Genomic DNA, 19,157 nt, shown 5'->3' on the forward strand with positions numbered 1-19,157 from the left:
CCATCCAGTCTCAAGCAAGCAGCCTTGTTAAGCCGTAGCGGAGTGCGCGCCACCGACAGCGCCTCTGTGGACTAGAAGAGGTGCAGGCGCACCGGAATGCCGCCGTCTGCTTCTCTTGAGCAAAAGACACAGAGGGCTGACAAGCGGCGCATTCGGGCAAGCCTCAGCGCCGTGGTAGACGCAGAGACGGGGCAACGTACCTGCGCCCAGTGGCCCCTATGGACTGGAGGCCAGCACCCCTCTCGCTCAGGACGCCGCAACTTTGCCCGCTGGGCGGCGAACCGCATACAGCAGCGCCCCAGCAAAGGCCGCGCCCCCCAGCGCGAAGACGCCGCCCACGCCCCAGACCTGCCAGGCCGCGCCGCCCAGCATGGGACCGGCGGCTGCGCCCAGCGCCTCGGCGGTCATGACGGCCCCCCAGGCGGCGGCGCGCTGGCCCTGCGGCAGGGTGCGCGCCACCAGACCGTTCCAGCCGGTCAGAAAGGCGCCGAAACCCACACCCGCCACCGCCGCCAGCAGCCACAGAAACTGGGCGCCCGTCAGCGCTGCCAGGAAAAACCCGGCGCTGAGCAGGGCCAGGCCTGGCAGCAGCGCCCGCCCTGGGTGGTCGCGGTCGGCGTGGCGGCCCAACCACGCGGCGCTGACGCCGATCAGCACGCCGGTCAGCGCGCCCGGCAGCAGCAGGTCCCCCAGGCGCAGGCCCAGAAAACTCAGCATGGGATACAGGGTCGTGACCAGCAAGCCTGGCGCCAATGTCTGCACAAAGGCCGTGGGCAGCAGCGCCGCCACACCCCGCCACTCTCGCCAGGGGGCAGGCGCGGTGCGCAGCGGCAAAGAGGTGCGCCACAGGCTCAGGGCCAGCGCCGCCGCTGCGCCCTGAAGGAGCAGCAGCCCCGTCCAGACGGCCTCCGGCCAGCCCTGCATGAGGGGGCCAGCCGCCAGGGCGCCGACCAGCACGGCGGGCACAGCGGTCAGGTTGGTCACCGTCAGGGCGCGGGCGGTGCGCTCTGGCCGGGCCAGCGCCTGCGAGGCGCTCATGACGGCGGGCCACAGCGCCGCGCTGCCGGCCCCCCACACGGCGCAGGCCAGCACCCCCCCCAGGGGCGACGGCAGGGTGCGGGTCAGCCACAGGGTCAGCAGGCCCAGCACGCTGCCCGCCAGCAGGGTTGGCCCCAGGCCAGCTCGCGCCACCAGCGCGCCGGCCGGGCCACGCATCAGGGCGTCGGCCAGGTAGTGTGCCCCGGCCATCACGCCAATCACGGCGGCGCTCAGGCCCAGTGCGGGCCCGCCAATGGGCAGCGCCGCCACAAAAAACGCGGCGCGCACCGTTTCGCTCAGGGCGAGCAGGGCCAGCAGCCGCAGCATGGTCAGGGGCCGCTGCCAGAGCATCGCGCCGATTGTATCCGGGGAAGGTGAAGGAAAAACGCCACAGGAGCCTAGGAGACCAGCGGCAAAGCTCTTCAGGCCTGGGGCGTGCCTCCGCCAGCCTGTAAAAACAAGCCTGTTCAAAGTAGCCAGGAGGTGACTGCCCATTCCGTTTTGCACCAGTTCTGCCGACAGGGCCAGCCGCCTTCCCCAATTCGTGGGCCCGTTCGGCGTGCCTTGACGCTCCGCCTCACCCTTGTCCATTTCCGCTTTTCAGACTTCTGCAAGGCCGCGCCCCCTATGCTCCGGAGCAGTTCGGACCACGAGGGGAGGCCCAGCATGCACAGAGGACGGCTGTTCGGAATGCTCGCGCTGCTCATGGCGTCGGCGCTGCCGGGGCACCCCGCAGGCGCCGCGCTGGCCCGTCAGAGCCAGGCCGCCCTGCCCGCCTTTCCGGGGGCCGAGGGCTTTGGGGCGGGCGCCAGTGGCGGTCGGGGCGGGCGCGTGCTGGCCGTGACCACCCTGGCAGCGTCGGGGCCGGGGTCGCTGCAAGCGGCGCTGGACCAGAAGGGACCGCGCACCATCGTTTTCCGGGTCAGCGGCGTGATCCAGGGCGTGCCGGTGCTGACGCAGCCCGACGTGACGGTGGCGGGCCAAACCTCGCCGGGCGGGGTCATCCTGCGCGGCCTGCTGATTGAAGGCGAGACGGTGTGCGAGGCCGACGGCTGCCCGTTGCCTCCCGTCACACCGCGCAACTTCATCGTGCGTCATCTGCGCCTGCGCCCCGCCGGGATAGGGGACGACGGCCTGCGCCTGCACCGCGCCAAACTGGGCATCATTGACCACGTATCGGTGGGCAACGCCTCGGACGAGGCCGTGCAGATCTCCTTTTCCAGCGACATCACGGTGCAGCGCAGCCTGTTTGCCGAGACGGTGGGTGACCACGCTGAATTTGGCGGGATGCTGCTCAATTACACCGATCCGGGGCGCGGCTTTCCCCTGACCCGCCTGTCTCTTCACCACAACCTCTGGAACCGTATCGTGGGCCGCTTGCCCGAGTTCAGCCGCGAGAACCCCAGCGCCAGCGGCACAGCAGCCGACTACGAGCTGTCCAACAACGTGATGTACGACCCCAGCCGCCCGGTCAGTCTCAGTCAGACCGCGCGGGTGAATGCCGAGGCCGGAGGCTACGCTTCGCAGCCGCTGTACTACCGCCTGAACGCAGTGGGTAACCTCTTTTACGCGCAGCCCAGCCGCTTTAACCACGGCATGTTCACGCTGGAAGGGGCGGGGCGACCCGAGGAAGGCTACCTGCCGGCCAGCACGCCCACCCGGCTGTTTCTGTCCGGCAACCGGGTCAACCTGTTTCCGGCACAGCGCGACTTTGGGCTGGTGTACTGCTGCAACGACTTTGCCGAGGCGGCACAGACAGGGGGCCTGCCCTTTGCCCAGACGCCGCCCCCCTTTGCCGCCCCGGCCCGGCACCCCTTTCCGGCCATCACCTACCACCCAGCAGACGAGTTGCTGACCCTCCTGGCGCGCGACGTGGGCGCGCTGCCCCGCGACCCGATGGACCGCCGCCTGATGGCCCACGTGGCGGCACGAACGTTTGACCCGGCACCTCAGGACACCAACCCGGCGGGCGACGCACTGCGACTGGATTTCACGGCGCCGCCCCCAGCGCCAGCCGACACCGACGGCGACGGCATGCCTGACAGCTGGGAGCGCGCCAGCGGCCTGAATCCGGCGGCGGCAGCGGACGGTAACACCACCACCCTGTCACTGGCCCGACTGGGGCGCGCCGGCTACACCAACCTAGAGGTGTACCTGCACGACCGTGCCCAGAACGTGGCCAGACCATAAAAGAACACAGCCAGCAGCCCCCGCCACCGTGGTGGGCAAGGGCTGCTGGGCAGGGCCAGAAGTGGGAACTGGCGGCTAGAAAAGGGCCTGCCGGTGGGGGCCGGCAGACCTGAAGATCAGCGTGAGGGTGGTTTTACGGCTGTGAGGGCGGCGTGACTGGAGCCTGGGTGCCTGGCGTGGCGGGGTCAGGGGCTGCCGGCTCGGGCGCGACGGTGCCGTCCGGGGCTGTTTCAGGCGCCGCTGGCTCTGTGGATTCGGTGGCCGGGTCTTCAGAGTCCGTGGCGGGTTCCCCGGTCTCAGAAGTGTCGGTGGCCGGCGTCTCAGATTCAGTGGCTGGGTCTTCAGCAGACGCTGGGGTGTCCTCGGCAGCGGTGTCTTCAGCTGGGACCGCCTCTTCTTCAGCTGCAGCCGCCCCGGCAGCGGTGTCCATCACGCGCGACAGGGCCACGACGGTCAGCCCAAACTGGGTTCTGGTGCTCAGCTCGTAGGTCTGGTCATCTTTCTGAAGGCGTAGGGCGGTTGCGGTGGTCCCGGTGCCTGCTGGCTCGTTCTGCGCAGGCGTATACCCTTCAGCTGCCAGCGCTTCGGCGGTGCGGGCCAGGGCGTCTTCAGTCCCCGCCGCGTAAATTAGCGCCTCACCCAGCACGGTGGGCACGGTTTTCAGCACCTCCTCGCCGCTCAGCACTGGGACCTTTACGCTGCCCGCAGCAGGCAAGCTGGCGGGAGCGCTGCTCTCCGGGGCAGCTTCGGCTTCGGCGGGGGTGGCCTCAGCCGGGGCAGTGGTGGGCGCCACCTCGGTTGCAGGCGCCGTGTCTGTGGCGGGGGCCGGCTCGGTGGCTGGCTCCGCCGGCTCAGTGGTCGCCGGGTTGGTCGGTGTCTGTGCAGGTGCCGTCGGTGCTGGCGGTGCGGGGATGGTCTGGGTCGCTGGGAGATTCAGGTTAGGCAACACGGGTTCGCCACTCTGGGCCAGGGTCGGGCCAGCGAGCAGACTCAGAGTAAGCAGGGCCAGAACCGAGCGGGCAGAAGAAGGGAAAGTTCGCATGTCACACCTCTGGGACGGGGCCGCGTCGGGCACCCTGAGAAAAAGTGAACGGCGGCGCGGCGCCTGTTCCTGCCTTTCACCCTGCCGCCGCGACCTGCGCTTTCTCTGCGGGCAGGCTCAAGGGGGCACCTGGCCTTTTCTCAGGGCGGCGCCAGCGCCGGCTCACCGGGCTCAGGGCCACGTCACAGCGGCTTCATCTGGGCACGGTCAAAAGGCCGAGTGGGAGCGGGGCTCTCTTATGCCGTTAACTCAGGGCCGAGGCTGGAGGATGAGGCAGGTTCTCACCGCGCCGGGCCGTGTGGGTGGGCCTCCAACCCTGCTGCATGAGGGCTGAATCTCATGGGGCGGTTGATCGGGGCTGCCATCGCCAGCGTCCCAGGCGGCATTTCTCCTTACATCCAGCCCATCCTCTATGGCCCCTTCCTTGGTCCACTTGCCCTGGTGACCTTGAAGTCAGCTGCCGTAAGGGGCATGTCAGGTCCGGCGCGCAAGATTGCGTGGCGTACAAGGAACGGCGCACTGCGCTTTTCGCTTCTGAAAGGAGGCTTCTGATTCATGACGCTGCATGACCAGACGGGCTTTACCGTCAATCCGCTGCTGTTTGTGCCGGTGGCCAACTTTCCCCAGGTCACCGCGCTGCCTGAGCGCCATACCCTTCCCGGCGCCGAACTGCTGGTGTTCCGCTTTGCCAATGGCTACGGCGCCGCCGTGACCCGGCAGATGTCGCGCCCCGACGACACCGCCTTTGAATTCTGCGTGCTGGACTGCACTCTGCCCGAGCCGCAGCCCTGCCTGACCACGCCGGTCGCGGCGGCCTTCCGCTCGGGGCTGTCGCACACCGACGCCCACGCCCTGCTGATGCTGGCCGAGCGCCTGCCGCTACACGAGCGCTGTGTGGAGGCGAACACCGCCCTGATTGAAGAAGAGTTCTAAGGTCGGTCCTTGGGTGTGCCCGGCGTTCCTGAACTGGACGCCGGGCACACTGCCTTGGGCCAAATGCAGACGGTTCAGCCTGAAGAACAGAGCGGCTCTTTGCCGCCAAGTACGCGATAGACGGCCCCATCCGCTATGCTGGGCGGACATCACATGAAGACCACACAGGGCAAGAGGCGTGGGGGGTGGGGCCGCCGGGTGGCCACCGGGCTGCTGGGGACCGCGTTGGTGCTGGGGGCCGCCGGAGCGGGCGGCTACAGCTGGCTGCGCCTGACCTCAGAGCCGCGCACGGCGGGCGCCCTGACGGCCGCCGGGCTGGGCCAGAGCGTGCAGGTCACGCGCGACGCCTGGGGCGTGCCGCACATTCGCGCGCAGACCGATGAGGACGCGGTATTTGCGCTGGGCTTCGTGCACTGGCAAGACCGCGCCTGGCAGATGGATTTTCAGCGCCGGGTGGCCCAGGGCCGCCTCTCGGAGGTGCTGGGCGAAGCCGCACTGGGCCAGGACCGCTTCCTGCGCACCTGGGGCTTTCAGCGCGCGGCCCTGTCGGCACTGCCGGCCCTGGAAGACCGCACCCGCCGCCTGATCCGCGCCTACACGGCAGGGGTCAATGCGGCGCAGGCCCAGGGCAAGGTGGCCCCGGAGTTCCGGATTCTGGGCTACCGCCCGGAGCCCTGGCAGGAGGTGGACAGCCTGTCGTGGAGCAAGCTGATGGCCTTTGACCTGGGCGGCAACTACGAAGAAGAGGTGCTGGGCACGCGGGTGGTGGAGCGGCTGGGCGAGGGCGGCCTGGACGCGGTGATGGCCCCGTATCCGGCCGGGGCGCCGACCATCCTCAGCGCCGATGAACTGCCGCCGCAGGCCGCCCAGCCAGCGAGCCGTCTCCCCTCCCAGGCGGTGCCGCCGGGCGCGCTGGCCGAGTTACGGGCCCACCTGGCCGCCGCACGCACGCTGGGCCTGCAGGCCGTGCCGGGCAAGGGCAGCAACGACTGGGTAGTGGGCGGCGCCCGCACCGAGAGCGGCAAGCCCATTCTGGCCGACGACCCTCACCTGGCCCTGACTGCCCCGATGCTGTGGTATCTGGCCGACCTTCAGGGCGGCGGGCTCAACGCCATCGGGGCCAGCATTCCGGGCCTGCCCGCCATCGTGATTGGGCGCAACGAGCGGGTGGCCTGGGGCGTGACCAACGTGAACCCCGACGTGCAGGACCTGTACCTGGAACCCGAAGACGCGACCTTCCGCACCCGCACCGAGGTCATTCGGGTCAAGGGCCAGCCGGACGTGACCCTGATGGTGCGCGAGAGTGCCCACGGCCCGGTGGTCAGCGGCGCCGGCGCCGAGGGGCTGGGGCCGCGCGTGGCCCTGAAGTGGACGGCGCTGGCGGCAGGCGACACCACGATGGACGCCTTTCTGGGCCTCAATTACGCGCAGAACTGGCCGGACTTTACCCGCGCATTGTCCCGGTACGTGGCCCCCAGCCAGAGCTTTGTCTACGCCGATGTAGACGGCAACACCGGGTACTATGCGCCGGGCCGCGTGCCCATCCGCCGGGGCTGGGACGGCAGCCTGCCGGTCAGCGGAGACGGCTCGCGCGAGTGGCAGGGCTTCATTCCTTTCGAGCAGCTCCCGCATGTGTACAACCCCAAAGACAACCTGGTGGTCACGGCCAACAACCAGGTGACCCCGCCGGGCTTCCCCTACGCACTGGGCAATGCCCGCAACTGGTCCGAGCCGTACCGCGCCGCGCGCATCACCGCGCTGCTTGAGGCTAAACCCAAACTCAGCGTGGCCGACGTGCAGGCCACCCAGACCGACACGCTCAGTCCCATGTGGCCGGACTTCAGGCCGCTGCTGCTGGCCGCGCGCCCTGCGGACGATGAAGCCCGGCGCGCCCTTGAGGCGCTGCACGGCTGGGACGGCCAGCAGACGGTAGAGAGCGTGCCCAGCCTGCTGTTTGAAGCCTGGATGATGGGGCTGCGCGAGATGGCCCGCGACGAACTGAACGACGAGACCGTCATGAACAGCCTCTCGGTCCTGAATCAGTTGCGTGGGGACGGCGAGCTGTGCGCCGTGCAGGGTCAGGGCGACTGCGCCTCTCTGCTGACCCGCACCCTGACGGCGGCCCTGACTGACCTGCGGGAGCGCCTGGGGCCGGATATGACCCGCTGGACCTACGGCCGGCTGCATCAGGTGGCCAGCAATCACCGCGCCTTTGGCAAGGTGAGCGCCCTGGCCTGGCTGTTTAACCACTCGGCGCCGACCCCCGGCGGCACGAACACCGTGAATGTGGCGCGCCCCGAGCACGGCACCTTCCGCCAGACGCACGGCCCCAGCTACCGCCAGATTGTGGACCTGAGTGACCCTGACCGCAGCCTGTATATCGGCAGCCTGGGGCAAGCGGGCAGTCCGCTGGCTCCGCACGCCGACGACCAGATGAAGCGCTGGATTGCCGGTGAGTACCTGCCCATGAGCACCCGCCCGCAGGACTGGGGCCAGGCGCGCACCCTGACGCTGCAGCCCACAGCGGGGTCAAGCGTTCCCTGAGACGTTGCGTTTACCCCAGACCAACCGGGCAGGGCGCAAACACAGGCCCTCGCGGCTCACAGTTCGCGTTTCCGAAAGGCCACCGCAACGGCTCCGTTTCCGCTGCGAGTGCCTGAACTCGGTAGACTGCCGGACATGGCTGAACCTTCCCGCGTGCGCGACGCGCTGCGCGCCAGCATGACCGCCTGGGCCACCCTAAGTGTGCGCGGCGACCAGGCGCGCGTGACCCTGACCCCCGATCTGGCTGTGCTGTCGGCGCAGCTGGACGCCATTGACCCCGGCTGGAGCCTGACCTGGGCCTGCGACCATGTGACGCCGCCCATCGTGCGCGCCCGCCTGGGCGTGCTGGGCGCCACCCGCGAAGGCCTGGCCACCGGGCACACCCTGGCCGATGCCAAATTGGCCGCCCTGGCCGACCTGGCCCGTAGCTACGGCGTGCAGCCCAGCAGCGAGGCGGTGTGGGTGGAATACGACCCCGAAGACGGGGCCAACACCGCCGAACTGGAAGCCGAGACCCCCGCGCCCCAGGCGCCGGCCAGCCGCCCCCTGCCCAAAGAGCCGCCGCGCGATCCCCAGATGGACAAGGCCCGGCGCCACATTGAAGACTTACTGGAGCAGCTGAAGGTGGCGGGCCGGGGCGGAGACGCCGCCCGCATCCTGATGCGCGGGTACGGCGAGACCCTGGACGAAAGCCGCGCCATCTACAAGGAACTGCAGACGCTGCTCAAAGGCTAGGGGCGCCTGAGTCCTTGGCCCACAGGCGGGCACCCCCAGACGGCCTGATGGGGCGCCCGCCGTCACCCGCTATGCTGGAGCCAATGCGGAAGTTCCTGGCTTTCGGTGACGTTCACGCCGATTTCGACACGCTCTGGGCGGCGCTGCGGGCCGCCAGCTGTGCCGATGGTGCGGGGCAACCCACGCCGCCTGTGCAGGCCGGGCTGTATCAGGTCATCCTGATCGGTGACCTCGTTCATCCTAAAAACGAGCGGGAATACAGCCGCCTGACCGGCCTGCCGCGCTTTGACCCCAAAGACCCCGACCACCTGTTCCTGGCGGCCCGTGAACAGGTCAAGCACCTTGAGCGCCTCAAGGCCTACCAGGCGGCGGCGCCGCACGCCATTCACATCATCCTGGGCAACCACGACGACGCCGTACTGAACACCAGCTACATGCTGGGCACCAGCGGCGGCCTGATTCACGCCGAGTTTGACCCGGCGCACGGCGGCCTGCACCTGCCTGACCACCTGGCCGCCTGGATGCGCACCTTCCCGCGCGAAATCCGGGTGGGGGATGTGCAGTTTGCCCACGTGTCGCCCCTGCCCGCGCACGCCTATTACGACGACCTGTTCTACGCCGACCACAGTTCCAAGCGCTGGTACCGAGAATCGCCCGAGTACGTGAAGATGGCCGGGCTGGAGTTCGGCGTCTACGGCCACACCCAGATGGAAGGCGGCATCCTGCTGCCCGAAGATCACCCCTTCGCCATGATTGACGCCCTGCATAAGCGCGAATACCTGGAACTAATGCTGGACTCGGGCCAGGAGTATCCAGTGCAGAGCGTGCGCGCCGCCCCGTTCTGAACGGACGAAGCTGTGACCTCCTGAAGCGTGAGTGCGTGAGTCTGGAGAAGCGCTCCGCACCGGCCGACCCCGCCCGCCTGAGCAGGTCAGAGCAACAGGTCGTTTCAGCCCAGCGCCCCACAAGTGTGGCGCGGTTGACAAGCCCGCAGGCCGCCGTTATCCTTAACCCCGCTGCTTTTTGCAGCTTCTTCCAAAGCGTTTGGTCCGGTAGTGTAGCGGTTAGCATATCTGCCTGTCACGCAGAAGGTCGCGGGTTCAAATCCCGTCCGGACCGCCAAGGAAGGCTAGGTAGCTCAGCTGGTAGAGCAAACGACTGAAAATCGTTGGGTCGCCGGTTCAAGTCCGGCCCTGGCCACCAAGAACGCCCCCGCTTACGCGGGGGTTTTTTCTGTTTCCCCCATCACGCGTTCCAGCGCCGCATACGCCCCGCCCTGACGGCGCAGCACCTCCGGCGGGCCGTCCTCAACCACCACGCCGCCGCGCAGCACCACGACGCGGTCGGCCGTGCGGGCCAGACTCAGGCGGTGGGTGACCATCAGGGCGGTGCGGCCGCGCATGAGTTCATTCAGGGCCGCCACCACCTGCGCCTCGCTCTCGGCGTCCACGGCGCTGGTGGGTTCATCCAGCAGCAGGACGGTGGGCCGGGCCAGCAGCGTGCGGGCAATCGAGAGGCGCTGGCGCTGCCCACCCGAGAGCCGCACCCCACGCTCTCCGACCACTGTCTCCAGCCCTTCAGGCAGAGCTCCCACAAACTTCTGGGCGTGGGCCGCGTCCAGAGCAGCCTGAACCTCCTCGTCGGTGGCCTCTGGGCGGGCGTAGCGCACGTTATTGCCCACAGTGTCGTGAAAGAGAAAGGTGTCCTGGGACATCAGGGCGGCGTGGGTACGCAGGCTGCCCAGCGTCAGCTGGCGCACGTCCACGCCGTCCAGCGTGACGCGGCCGGCCTGCGGGTCGTGGGTGCGGGTCAGTAGGCCCAGCAGCGTGCTTTTGCCGGCGCCGGATTCGCCCAGCAGGGCCACGCGCTGACCGGCGGGAATATGCAGGCTGACGCCGCGCAGCACCGGGCGGGCCGGGTCGTAGCCAAAGGTGACCCCCTCAAAGTGCACCTCGCCGCGCGCCGGCTCAGGCAAAGGCAGAGCGTCCGGGCGCTCCTGCACCGCCACCGGGGCGTCCAGCACCTCGAAGACGCGGCCTCCACTGGCCGCCGCCCGCTGCAACAGGTCGCCAATATTCACGAGGTCGTCAATGGGGCCGTAAAAGTAGCGTCCGTAACCCCGGTAAGCCAGCAGGCCGCCCAGCGTGAATTGTCCGGCCAGAATCAGCCACGCGCCGCCGCCCAGCATGATGACGTTGCCCAGGTTGCCCACGAAGCGGGCGCGGGGAAAGGCGCGGTTGCGCAGCCGCACGGCCTTGACCTGTTCGGCGTACAGGGCCCGGCCCAGGGCCGCGATGCGCGCGGTTTCGGCGGCCTCACGCGCAAAGCCCTGCACCACGCGCATGCCGGCCAGGCGGTCGTTCATCAAAGCACTCAGGTCGCCCAGGCGGGCGCGGGCGGCGCGGTAGGCCGGCTGCACCGTGCGGCCGTAGCGCCACAGCATGAGGCCTACCGCCAGCATGGGCAGCGTCGTCAGGACGCCCAGCAGCGGCTGCAGCGCGATAAAAATCCCCACGACCCCCACCAGGCGCAGGGCGTTGGCCAGCACCGCGTCCGTGCCGCGCACCAGCACGTCCCCCAGGGCGTCCACGTCCCCGGTGAGGCGGGCCAGCAAGTCGCCCGTGCGCTGGGCTTCAAAGTAAGCCGCCGACTGACCCTGAACTTTGCGGTAAAGCGCCACACGTACGTCCAGCATGAATTGCTGACCAGCGCGCTCCAGCAGCAGGCCGCGCCAGGCCGACAGCACCTGTTGCAATGCGAACACCGCCACCAGCAGCGCCAGCTGCCACCCGATCAACACCCAGTCTCGAGCTGGCAGGCCCTGATCCACCACGCGGATCCAGACCAGCGGCGGGTACAGCTCGGCGGCCACGCTGCCCAGCAGGAGCAGCAGGCCCGCGCCCACCGTGCGTCGGTAGGGCGTCAGCAGCCCGTACAGGCGGCGCAGGACAGAAGGAGACGGCGTGGGCATGGGGGGCAGGCTAGAGGAAAGCGGGCGTGCAGACCGGCGCAACGCCACCTTCTCAAGCTGGGCTCCCAGTCAGCTACACTACAACGTGTCTGATCCTACATTGACGGCCATCCCTGTGCTGCGCCGGGCGCTTTGGACCGGCCTTATCCTCGTCGTCGTTCCCTTTTTCGCTCATCTGACGTTTGGACACGAAACCCGTTTTGAGGCCACAGGCCGCGAGCCGACACTGGATGGCTGGAAGGTCGATGCCTTAGCCCTCATTCTGGTGCCTCTTGGTTTGATCACCGCTTACCGTGCCCGGCAGCGCTATTTGGACGTGGCTGGGACACTGCAGCGCGACGAGGCCGTCCTGTGGTGGCTGGTGGTGAGTGTTGGGGTGTGCAAGCTGCTAACCGCCGTGACCATTCACCGCTGAGCCTGTCCCCTATCCTGTCTCCCATGACCACCCAGACCCACCCCGATGAACGTATTCCTGTCGTGGTGGTGGGGGGCTTTCTGGGGGCCGGCAAGACCACACTGGTCAACCACCTGATTCGCAGCCTGCCGCACCGCCTGGGCGTGATTGTCAACGAATTTGGCGCGGCGGGCGTGGATGGCAGCCTGATTGAGCGCCTTCAGGACGATGTGACCGAGCTGACGGCCGGCTGCCTGTGCTGCACGGGGCGCGACGACCTGCTGCGCGCGCTGGTGACCATCGCCATGCGCGAGCACAAACCAGACGCCGTGATCGTTGAACTCTCGGGTGTGGCCGACCCCACCCCGGTTCTGACGACACTGCTGGAGCGCTCGGTGCGCGCGGCCTTTCGAGTCACCACGCTGGTGGCGGTGGTGGACGCCCGCCACGCCCTGCAGACCCTGCGCGACCACCCCGAAGCCGCGCGGCAGCTGGCCTACGCGAATGTGGTGGTGCTGAACAAAACCGATCTGGCGGACCCAGGCCTGCTGGCCCACGCTGAAGGCGTGCTGCGCGGCATCAACCCGCTGGCCGAGGTCAAGAAGGTGGAACAGGGTCAGGTCAACGCGGCGGCGCTGCTGGCCCGCGACGATTTTGACCCCCGCGTGCTGGACGGTGTGGACGTACAGGCGGTTCATACTCCGGGTTTGAAGTCATTTACCCTGCGCGCCGCGCGGCCCCTTGACCCGTACGCTTGGCAGCGCTTCATGACCGATTACCTCCTGTCGCGTCCAGCCGAGGTTCTACGGGCCAAGGGGTTTCTCGACCTGCACGGCTACCCGCAGCGCATCCTGTTTCAGGCGGTGCGCGACCTGTTTACGGCCGACGCCTGGGAAGAGGGCGACGGCACCTCCGAGCTGGTGGTCATTGGGCGCGGGCTGGACCGGGCCGAGTTTGAAGGGGCGTGGGCGGCGTGCCTGACCCCGGACCCCGCCGACCTGATTCCCGACTAAGCCGGGCCATGAACCCCCCTCAACCGGCTTCCCACATGCCGGCGCCGCGCGGGTGCGACGGTAGGGCCAGGAGGTTTCACCCATGCTTCAGCGCCACGAACCCCCCGCCCACGCCGCCGAAGACCTTCTCAGCAACCACGACACCTTAGAAACGGTGGCGGACCGGTTGCAACTGCTGCTGAAAGCCGCCGAGACGACGCTGCCACCTGCCGTCGTGAATGCCCTGCATGGCGAGTGGCTGGGCCACCCCATTCACCCCATTCTGATTCATCTGCCGCTGGGCGGCTGGGTGGTGGCGGCAGCGCTGGACCACCTGCCGGCCCACACACCAGGCGGCAATGATCACGCCGCCGACCTGGCCCTGACGCTGGGCACTCTGGGCGCTGTCGGCTCGATTGCCACCGGCTGGGCCGACTGGGCCAACACGCGCGGCGAGGCCCGGCGTACGGGCTTTATTCACGGCGCCCTGAACGAAGTCGCCTTTTTCCTGAATGTGGGCTCGCTGCTGGCACGCAGGAAAGGGAAGCGCGGTCTGGGGAAGGCGCTCTCGGGCGCTGGGCTGCTGCTGGCCGGCGCGGGCGGCTTTCTGGGCGGCGAACTGGTGTACCGCCATGGCCTGGGCGTGGGCCAGACGCTGGCGCACCGTCAGGGCTAAGATCGGAGGCCGGCTGTTCCGATTTGTCAACTCCACGGCCGTCAGCCCGCTCTATGGCGCAGCTTTGTGAGTCCACTCGGATAAAATCGTTGTTGCAACCGATTTCATCCGAATTCACGGCTCACAGCCTGCGGTTCAGAGGGCACACCGAGGCTGCTCTATTCCCACCACGCCGCCCGGCGTTCGCGCTGTTCACCCCCAAAGGAACGGCGACCGCCTTAGCATGGCCACATGGCCCTGCACCCTGACCTGAAGTTCCCCACGCCCCACGAACTCGACACCCTGACTCCAGGGGAACTGGCCGGGCGCATGAACGCGCTGTCGGGCACACTGGGAGCGCGCCTGGGCATTGAATTTACCGAGGTCAGCCGCGAGCGCGTGGTGGCCAGAATGCCGGTAGAAGGGAACCGCCAGCCCGCCGGCCGCCTGCATGGCGGCGCCAACCTCGCCCTGGCCGAGGAATTGGCCAGCGTCGGCTCGTGGATGAACCTGGACCCCACGCGGCAGGTGGCCGTCGGCGTGGACCTGAACGGCACCCATGTGCGCGGGGTGACCGGCGGCTGGGTCACCGGCGAGGGGACCCTGGCCTACCGGGGGCGCACCGTGCTGGTCTGGGCCATTGAGGTCAAGGATGAGCGGGGCCGCGTGACCAGCCTGGCGCGCTGCACCTGCAACGTGATTGCGGTCGGTGCATAAATGATCGGAGGACGTGGGCTGGAGGAAAACCCCACAGCCCACGTCCTCCGGCCCACACCCTTATTTGCCCAGGGCCCGGCTAAAACTCTGTGCGGCCCGCAGGCGCATGTCCTCTATGGCCGCCTGGTCGGGCAGCACCCGGCGCAGGGCCTCGTCGGCCACGCGGCCAGGGTCCAGGGCGACGGCGTGGGCGGGCGCCCCGGCGTCGGTGCAAAAGCCCTGCACCTTGGGGTCATAGGCAATACCGGAAAAAGGCGTGCCGCTAGCCGCCGCCAGAATGACGGCGTGCAGGCGCACGCCCACCACGTAGCCGCTGCCCGCAATGGCGTCCAGGGCCACCTGGGGGTCACGGGTGCTGAGCACCTCGTCGGCGCCGAGGCTGTGGGCGGCCTCGTCGTCGTGGTCAGGCATGAAGCTCAGGGCGGTCACGCGGCGGCCCTCTGCTTGCAGGGCGCGCACCACGTCGCGCAGCCGCTCGGTGGCTTCGGTCACGTCACCGCGCGGGGCCACGACGACGCGCATGGGGTCACGCCTGAGGCCGGGGGTGGGGGGCAGCAGCAGGGCCGGGTCGCCGCCCAGCTGGGCCTGAACGCCCAGGGCCGCCAGGGTGTCCACGCTGCCCTGGTCGCGCACAATCACCTGCACGCCGCGCAGGGCGGCGGCGACCTTGCGGCCACCCTGCGCGCTGAGGGGACCGACACTCTGGTTAAACACCACCACGCGGCGGCGCAGCAGCTTGCCCAGCCGGATCACCGCCAGGTAGTAGGTCAGCGTGCGCGCACTCGTCTTGTCCTGCAGGAGGCCGCCGCCGCCCGACAGCAGCACCCCCGACCGCACCAGCGCCCCCAGCACCGCCGCCGGCTGCATGCGGGCCTCGCTTTCGCAGCCGTAGGTGCGGGCCGTCTCTTCGGGGGTGTTGGAGAGCAGCAGGGGCGACGCCCCGTATTTGCGCAGTTCGCGGGTGATCGCCAGGGCAATCGCCTCGTCGCCCGTGTTGCCAAAGCCGTAGTAGCCGCTGACGGTGACTTTCATGCGCGGGCCTCGGGCTGCGGGCGGCCACTGTAGGTCTGCCACAGGCGCAGCGCCTGTTTGACCAGCCAGATGATGACCACCCCGGCGGCCAGCCCCGCCGCCAGCCCCAGAAAGCAGCGCTGGGCGCTGATGAGCAGCGGCGTGTGAAAGTGCGAGAACGTGTTCAGGATGCTGGCCTGGCCCACCACCCCACCTAGAATCAGCAGCGCGCTGAAGTAGCCGGGCAGCACGCCGCTGAGGCCCACCAGCGCCAGCGGATGCCCCGCCAGCTCCTTGAAGCGTGGGCGCACCAGGCTGTCTTGCAGGTCCTGACGAATGCGGGCCTCGGTGTCACTGACGCTGGCCCCGGTCGTGTTGCCCCGGCGCAGGAACACCAGCGCAAACACCGCCAGGCCCAGGCCCATGACCACCACGTCCCCCAACTTGATAGGAGCGTTGTAGATGTCCCGCGCCGTCTGGCGCAGGTCCTGGCGGGGCAGGAAGCTCAGGCCCACCAGCACCAGCGGCAGCAGCAGCGTCAGGCCCACGCCCCGGAAGGGTTCCAGGCCCAGCACACTGTCTTTGTTGGCCCCCAGCGCCGAGACGAACAGCACGCCGGCCAGGCTCAGGCCCGTCGCCAGAAACCAGTCGGTGACCCGGTGGCGCCGCAGCACCAGCCCCAGCGCCGGGAAGGTAACGGCCGCCACCAGAGCCGCGCTGGCAAAGGGGTCCAGCTTGTTCAGGGCGAAGGCCAGCGCCGCCGACCCCGCCGCCACCAGCAGCCCCAGCCGCACCAGGGAAAAACTGAGGCCCAGCAGCAGCAGCGCCGCCAACGGTCCCACCAGGCTCAGCAGGCGCAGCGCCGTGTTGTCCTGAAAGGGCGCGATCACGGGCTCTGTGATCCGCACGCCCGACCGGCCCAGCAATTCGGTGGTGCGGGCCAGCAGGGCCTCGGTTTCGCCAATCGTGGGATAGGGGCGCAGGTACAGCAGGCGCATCGAGCGCTCGCGGGCGGCCAGGTTGTACTTGCTGGCCAGGGTCAGGGGGTCGAGGCGATTTTGCCAGCTGGGGTTGACGCTGAAGGTGCGCGCCGCGCCGCGCCCGGCAATCAGGGAGTCCAGGCCGCGCTGGGGCGTTGCCTCAATCAGGGCGGGCAGGCGCGTGCCCAGCCGCTCGTTGATTTTGCTCAGCAGTTCGGGGGTGCGCGCGCCAATCACCTCGTCGCCGTTAAACAGGATGAACGGCACGTCGGGCCAGTCGGCGCCGGGTTCACGCAGGGCGTCGTCGGCGTAGGGCCGGTACACCACGGTCAGCCCTTTGGCCTTCAGGCGCGCCAGCAGCTCCGTATTAGGGCCGGTGGGCAGGAAGGTGGGATCGGTGGGCCACTCCACCCAGGTTTGCCCCGCCGCCTGCACGGTGCGGGTGGGAATGGTGTAGCGCGCCGGGAGCGCCTCGGCCGCGCCAGGCTTCACCGAGCGCAGGTAGACGTTCTGCGCCTTGACCGGGGCGCCGGGCACATCGGCCAGCAGGTCGGCGCCGGTTTTCAGGACGACCTCGCCGCGCTGCACCAGACTGCCCACCACGTCCTCGTAGAGCGCCACGCCGTTGACGCCCAGCCGCTGATACCGCTCCAGCAGGACTTCTGGTTCCAGGCCAAAGCGGCGGGCCTGGGCGGTCACAGCCGGGTAGTCCATCACCAGGGCGGCCGTCTTCTGCGACTGCTCGTAACTGACCCGCTGAAAGGCCAGCACAAAGGCGGGAATCAGCGACAGCAGGATGAGGCCCAGCAGCGCGGGCGTCCAGGGGTGCCGCGTGGCGGGCGGCAGGGCCACGCCAGAAGGCAGCGCAGCGTCGGGGCGGGTGGGGGCGGGCTGGGTCACAGGCACATCCTAAAGGGCGGGTGAAGTGGGGGCGGGGGCAAGGCGGACAGGGGGCATGACAGGTCAGCATGCCCGCCGGGGATGCGCGCGGGCATCCTCCGAAAGAAAGGGACAGGAAAGGAGGAGAGAACATCTGGGCTGGGCAATCTGGTCAGCCCACCTACTTTGGGGGAAGCGCGGCGCCAGACCTCAACAGAACTGAAGGGCGACACTGTTGGCAGTGAGCGAACCCCCACGGACCAGAGTTTTTCCTACTGCCCACTCCCTACTTCCTCCTGTCCACGCCCCTAAATCGTCGTGCGGATGCGCGCGGCCAGCATGTCCAGGGCGGGCTCGTTCATGCCGCCGTGGGGAATAATCACGTCGGCGTAGCGCTTGGTAGGTTCCACGAAACTCAGGTGCATGGGGCGCACGTATTCCAGGTACTGCTCGATGACGCTTTGCGGGGTGCGGCCCCGCTCCTGGGTGTCACGCAGCAGGCGGCGGATAAACCGCACGTCGGCGTCGGCATCCACAAAGACCTTAAGGTGCATGCGCTCGCGCAGCCCCTCGTCGTACAGGGCAAAAAACCCCTCCAGCACCACCACGGGCGCGGGCAGCACGGGGGTCGTCTGCGCCGAACGGGTGTGCTGCGTAAAGTCGTATTCCGGCATGGCGATAGGCACGCCCGAGAGCAGGGCGTCCACATGCTCGCGCAGCAGCGCCCAGTCAAAGGCCGCTGGGTGGTCATAGTTGGTCTTCAGGCGGGTCTCGAAGGGAATCTCGTCCTGGTTGCGGTAATAGTTGTCCTGGCTCAGCACCGCCACGCCGCCGCCGCCCACCGTCTCGATCACGCGGCGGGTCACGGTGGTCTTGCCGCTGCCCGAGCCGCCCGCCACGCCGATCACGAAGGGCAGGCTCACGCGCGGCCTCCCCGGCCCTGCCCGGCACCCAGCGAGCCGATCAGGTCAATGCGCCGCTCCGCCATGCGGCGGGCCACCACATGGGGAGCCTTGCCGTACTGCTCGGCCGCCTGCGTGATGCGCCCCACCGTCTGGTAGACCCGCTCGGCGGCCTGGTTCATGTCCAGCCCCGTGGCCGCGGCAATCAGCCCCGCCGAATTGATAGCGAAATCCGGCAGGTACACGATGCCCGCCTCTTTGACCGCCGCCTCGCCCCGGCGGGTGAGGGGATGGTGTTCGCCGCCCGCAATCAGGCGGCACTGCAAGCGGGGCACGTCCTCGCTGCGGATGGAATGGCCGTAGCCGCACGGCGCCAGGATGTCGCAGGGGGTGTCCAGCAGTTCGTGGGCGCCCACCACCTTGATGCCTTCCAGGTCTTCAGCCAGGGCCTCGGCGCGGTCGGGGCGCTCATCGGCCACGGTCAGGCGGGCGCCCTCGCGGTGCAGGTGCGCGGCCAGGGTGCGGCCCACAGCCCCCACGCCCAGAATCGCCACGCGCACGCCGCGCATACTTTCGGAGCCCAGCGCAAAGCGCGCGGCGGCCTTCATGCCCCGGTAGACACCGTAGCCCGTCACCGAACTGGTGTCGGTGTTCATGCCCAGCGTCGAGCCGGTTTCCTGCGCCACAAACGAGATATCGGCGGGACTGACGCCAATATCCTCGGTCAGCACCACGCGAGACTCCATGGGGCGGACCTGACGGCCCAGCGCCCGGAACAGGGCCTCGCGGGCGTGGGGGTCGTCCATGCCGCATTCAGGGGTCATCAGGACGCAGGCGCCGCCGCCGTAGTTCAGGCCTGCCAGGGCCGCTTTCAGGGTCAGGCTCTCCGACAGCGCCAGGGCGCCGCGCACCGCCAGGTCCTCGTCCTGCTCGCGCAGTCTCACGCCCGCGATGGCCGGCCCCAGCACCGTCGAATGCACCGCCAGCGCGGCGCGCAGGCCGCTGGGGGCATGGTGAAGCAGCGTCAGGGCCTCGTGACCGCGCGACCCCATCTCTTCAAGTATCTGCATAAATGGCTTCTCCTGTGGCCGCGCCCGGCGCCTGCGGGGCAGGGGACGCGCCAACCAGAAAGCAGCCTAGCACCCGTGCCCCGCAGGCGACAGGGACGGGATTC

General features: G+C 68.9%; 16 protein-coding genes and 2 tRNA genes. 11 read left to right on the forward strand and 7 right to left on the reverse strand.

The window, feature by feature from the left end:
- Nucleotides 1-246: 246 nt before the first annotated feature.
- Nucleotides 247-1,389, reverse strand: a complete 1,143-nt coding sequence (locus K7W42_RS17115) for an MFS transporter (RefSeq protein WP_224576100.1) — start codon at nt 1,387-1,389, stop codon at nt 247-249.
- Between the two features lie 315 nt (nt 1,390-1,704).
- On the opposite strand from K7W42_RS17115, the gene K7W42_RS17120 reads away from it, so the two are divergent.
- Nucleotides 1,705-3,228 carry a hypothetical protein gene (locus tag K7W42_RS17120; RefSeq protein ID WP_224576101.1) on the forward strand — a complete coding sequence of 508 codons (1,524 nt, stop codon included), beginning with the start codon at nt 1,705-1,707 and terminating at the stop codon, nt 3,226-3,228.
- 133 nt (nt 3,229-3,361) lie between these two features.
- Here K7W42_RS17120 and K7W42_RS17125 read toward each other — a convergent pair whose 3' ends face one another.
- Nucleotides 3,362-4,270 carry a hypothetical protein gene (locus K7W42_RS17125; protein WP_224576104.1) on the reverse strand — a complete coding sequence of 303 codons (909 nt, stop codon included), beginning with the start codon at nt 4,268-4,270 and terminating at the stop codon, nt 3,362-3,364.
- Nucleotides 4,271-4,825: 555 nt separating this feature from the next.
- Between K7W42_RS17125 and K7W42_RS17130 the strand changes: the two genes are divergently transcribed.
- The 6 genes from K7W42_RS17130 (at nt 4,826) to K7W42_RS17155 (ending at nt 9,685) form a co-directional block, all read left to right on the forward strand.
- The gene (locus tag K7W42_RS17130) at nt 4,826-5,203 is read left to right on the forward strand and encodes a hypothetical protein (protein WP_157461258.1); all 378 of its coding nucleotides are present in this window, start codon (nt 4,826-4,828) and stop codon (nt 5,201-5,203) included.
- A gap of 153 nt (nt 5,204-5,356) precedes the next feature.
- The gene (locus K7W42_RS17135) at nt 5,357-7,747 is read left to right on the forward strand and encodes a penicillin acylase family protein (protein WP_224576105.1); all 2,391 of its coding nucleotides are present in this window, start codon (nt 5,357-5,359) and stop codon (nt 7,745-7,747) included.
- Between the two features lie 135 nt (nt 7,748-7,882).
- Complete coding sequence (locus K7W42_RS17140; protein ID WP_157461256.1) at nt 7,883-8,482, forward strand: single-stranded DNA-binding protein; 600 nt, start codon at nt 7,883-7,885, stop codon at nt 8,480-8,482.
- Nucleotides 8,483-8,565: 83 nt separating this feature from the next.
- A complete protein-coding gene (locus tag K7W42_RS17145; protein ID WP_224576106.1) occupies nt 8,566-9,327 on the forward strand; it encodes a metallophosphoesterase in 762 nt (253 codons plus the stop codon).
- 201 nt (nt 9,328-9,528) lie between these two features.
- Nucleotides 9,529-9,604: transfer RNA gene (locus K7W42_RS17150), tRNA-Asp, on the forward strand.
- A 5-nt stretch (nt 9,605-9,609) separates the two neighbouring features.
- Nucleotides 9,610-9,685: transfer RNA gene (locus K7W42_RS17155), tRNA-Phe, on the forward strand.
- Between the two features lie 13 nt (nt 9,686-9,698).
- Here the strand turns inward: K7W42_RS17155 and K7W42_RS17160 are convergent.
- Complete coding sequence (locus K7W42_RS17160; RefSeq protein ID WP_224576107.1) at nt 9,699-11,453, reverse strand: ABC transporter ATP-binding protein; 1,755 nt, start codon at nt 11,451-11,453, stop codon at nt 9,699-9,701.
- An 85-nt stretch (nt 11,454-11,538) separates the two neighbouring features.
- Here K7W42_RS17160 and K7W42_RS17165 point away from each other — a divergent pair, with 85 nt between their 5' ends.
- The 4 genes from K7W42_RS17165 (at nt 11,539) to K7W42_RS17180 (ending at nt 14,211) form a co-directional block, all read left to right on the forward strand.
- Complete coding sequence (locus K7W42_RS17165) at nt 11,539-11,868, forward strand: hypothetical protein (RefSeq protein ID WP_224576109.1); 330 nt, start codon at nt 11,539-11,541, stop codon at nt 11,866-11,868.
- Between the two features lie 23 nt (nt 11,869-11,891).
- Nucleotides 11,892-12,860 carry a CobW family GTP-binding protein gene (locus K7W42_RS17170; RefSeq protein WP_224576110.1) on the forward strand — a complete coding sequence of 323 codons (969 nt, stop codon included), beginning with the start codon at nt 11,892-11,894 and terminating at the stop codon, nt 12,858-12,860.
- A gap of 82 nt (nt 12,861-12,942) precedes the next feature.
- Nucleotides 12,943-13,515 (forward strand): DUF2231 domain-containing protein, encoded by a 573-nt coding sequence (locus tag K7W42_RS17175; protein WP_224576111.1) that lies wholly within the window; start codon nt 12,943-12,945, stop codon nt 13,513-13,515.
- Between the two features lie 231 nt (nt 13,516-13,746).
- On the forward strand, nt 13,747-14,211 hold the full coding sequence (locus K7W42_RS17180; RefSeq protein ID WP_224576112.1) for a PaaI family thioesterase: 465 nt from the start codon (nt 13,747-13,749) through the stop codon (nt 14,209-14,211).
- A gap of 60 nt (nt 14,212-14,271) precedes the next feature.
- Here K7W42_RS17180 and csaB read toward each other — a convergent pair whose 3' ends face one another.
- The 4 genes from csaB to K7W42_RS17200 all read right to left on the reverse strand — a co-directional run bounded on the left by csaB (nt 14,272) and on the right by K7W42_RS17200 (nt 19,053).
- Nucleotides 14,272-15,243: a polysaccharide pyruvyl transferase CsaB gene (csaB, locus tag K7W42_RS17185; protein ID WP_224576113.1), complete on the reverse strand. Its 972-nt coding sequence runs from the start codon at nt 15,241-15,243 to the stop codon at nt 14,272-14,274.
- Nucleotides 15,240-17,102, reverse strand: a complete 1,863-nt coding sequence (locus K7W42_RS17190; protein WP_369411381.1) for a DUF5693 family protein — start codon at nt 17,100-17,102, stop codon at nt 15,240-15,242. The genes csaB and K7W42_RS17190 overlap by 4 nt, the downstream gene beginning before the upstream one ends.
- Nucleotides 17,103-17,389: 287 nt before the next feature.
- Nucleotides 17,390-18,004, reverse strand: coding sequence for a uridine kinase (udk, locus tag K7W42_RS17195; protein ID WP_224576114.1), 615 nt, complete (start codon nt 18,002-18,004; stop codon nt 17,390-17,392).
- The gene (locus tag K7W42_RS17200; RefSeq protein ID WP_157461248.1) at nt 18,001-19,053 is read right to left on the reverse strand and encodes a Glu/Leu/Phe/Val dehydrogenase family protein; all 1,053 of its coding nucleotides are present in this window, start codon (nt 19,051-19,053) and stop codon (nt 18,001-18,003) included. Before K7W42_RS17200 ends, udk begins: the two co-directional genes overlap by 4 nt.
- Nucleotides 19,054-19,157: the final 104 nt, after the last annotated feature.

This window comes from Deinococcus betulae (assembly GCF_020166395.1).
Lineage (GTDB): Bacteria > Deinococcota > Deinococci > Deinococcales > Deinococcaceae > Deinococcus > Deinococcus betulae.

Coding starts and splice junctions, on each gene's coding strand:
- K7W42_RS17115 (WP_224576100.1), bottom strand. CDS start 1,389: ATGCTCTGGCAGCGGCCCCTGACCATGCTGCGGCTGCTGGCCCTGCTC.
- K7W42_RS17120 (WP_224576101.1), top strand. CDS start 1,705: ATGCACAGAGGACGGCTGTTCGGAATGCTCGCGCTGCTCATGGCGTCG.
- K7W42_RS17125 (WP_224576104.1), bottom strand. CDS start 4,270: ATGCGAACTTTCCCTTCTTCTGCCCGCTCGGTTCTGGCCCTGCTTACT.
- K7W42_RS17130 (WP_157461258.1), top strand. CDS start 4,826: ATGACGCTGCATGACCAGACGGGCTTTACCGTCAATCCGCTGCTGTTT.
- K7W42_RS17135 (WP_224576105.1), top strand. CDS start 5,357: ATGAAGACCACACAGGGCAAGAGGCGTGGGGGGTGGGGCCGCCGGGTG.
- K7W42_RS17140 (WP_157461256.1), top strand. CDS start 7,883: ATGGCTGAACCTTCCCGCGTGCGCGACGCGCTGCGCGCCAGCATGACC.
- K7W42_RS17145 (WP_224576106.1), top strand. CDS start 8,566: ATGCGGAAGTTCCTGGCTTTCGGTGACGTTCACGCCGATTTCGACACG.
- K7W42_RS17160 (WP_224576107.1), bottom strand. CDS start 11,453: ATGCCCACGCCGTCTCCTTCTGTCCTGCGCCGCCTGTACGGGCTGCTG.
- K7W42_RS17170 (WP_224576110.1), top strand. CDS start 11,892: ATGACCACCCAGACCCACCCCGATGAACGTATTCCTGTCGTGGTGGTG.
- K7W42_RS17175 (WP_224576111.1), top strand. CDS start 12,943: ATGCTTCAGCGCCACGAACCCCCCGCCCACGCCGCCGAAGACCTTCTC.
- K7W42_RS17180 (WP_224576112.1), top strand. CDS start 13,747: ATGGCCCTGCACCCTGACCTGAAGTTCCCCACGCCCCACGAACTCGAC.
- csaB (WP_224576113.1), bottom strand. CDS start 15,243: ATGAAAGTCACCGTCAGCGGCTACTACGGCTTTGGCAACACGGGCGAC.
- K7W42_RS17200 (WP_157461248.1), bottom strand. CDS start 19,053: ATGCAGATACTTGAAGAGATGGGGTCGCGCGGTCACGAGGCCCTGACG.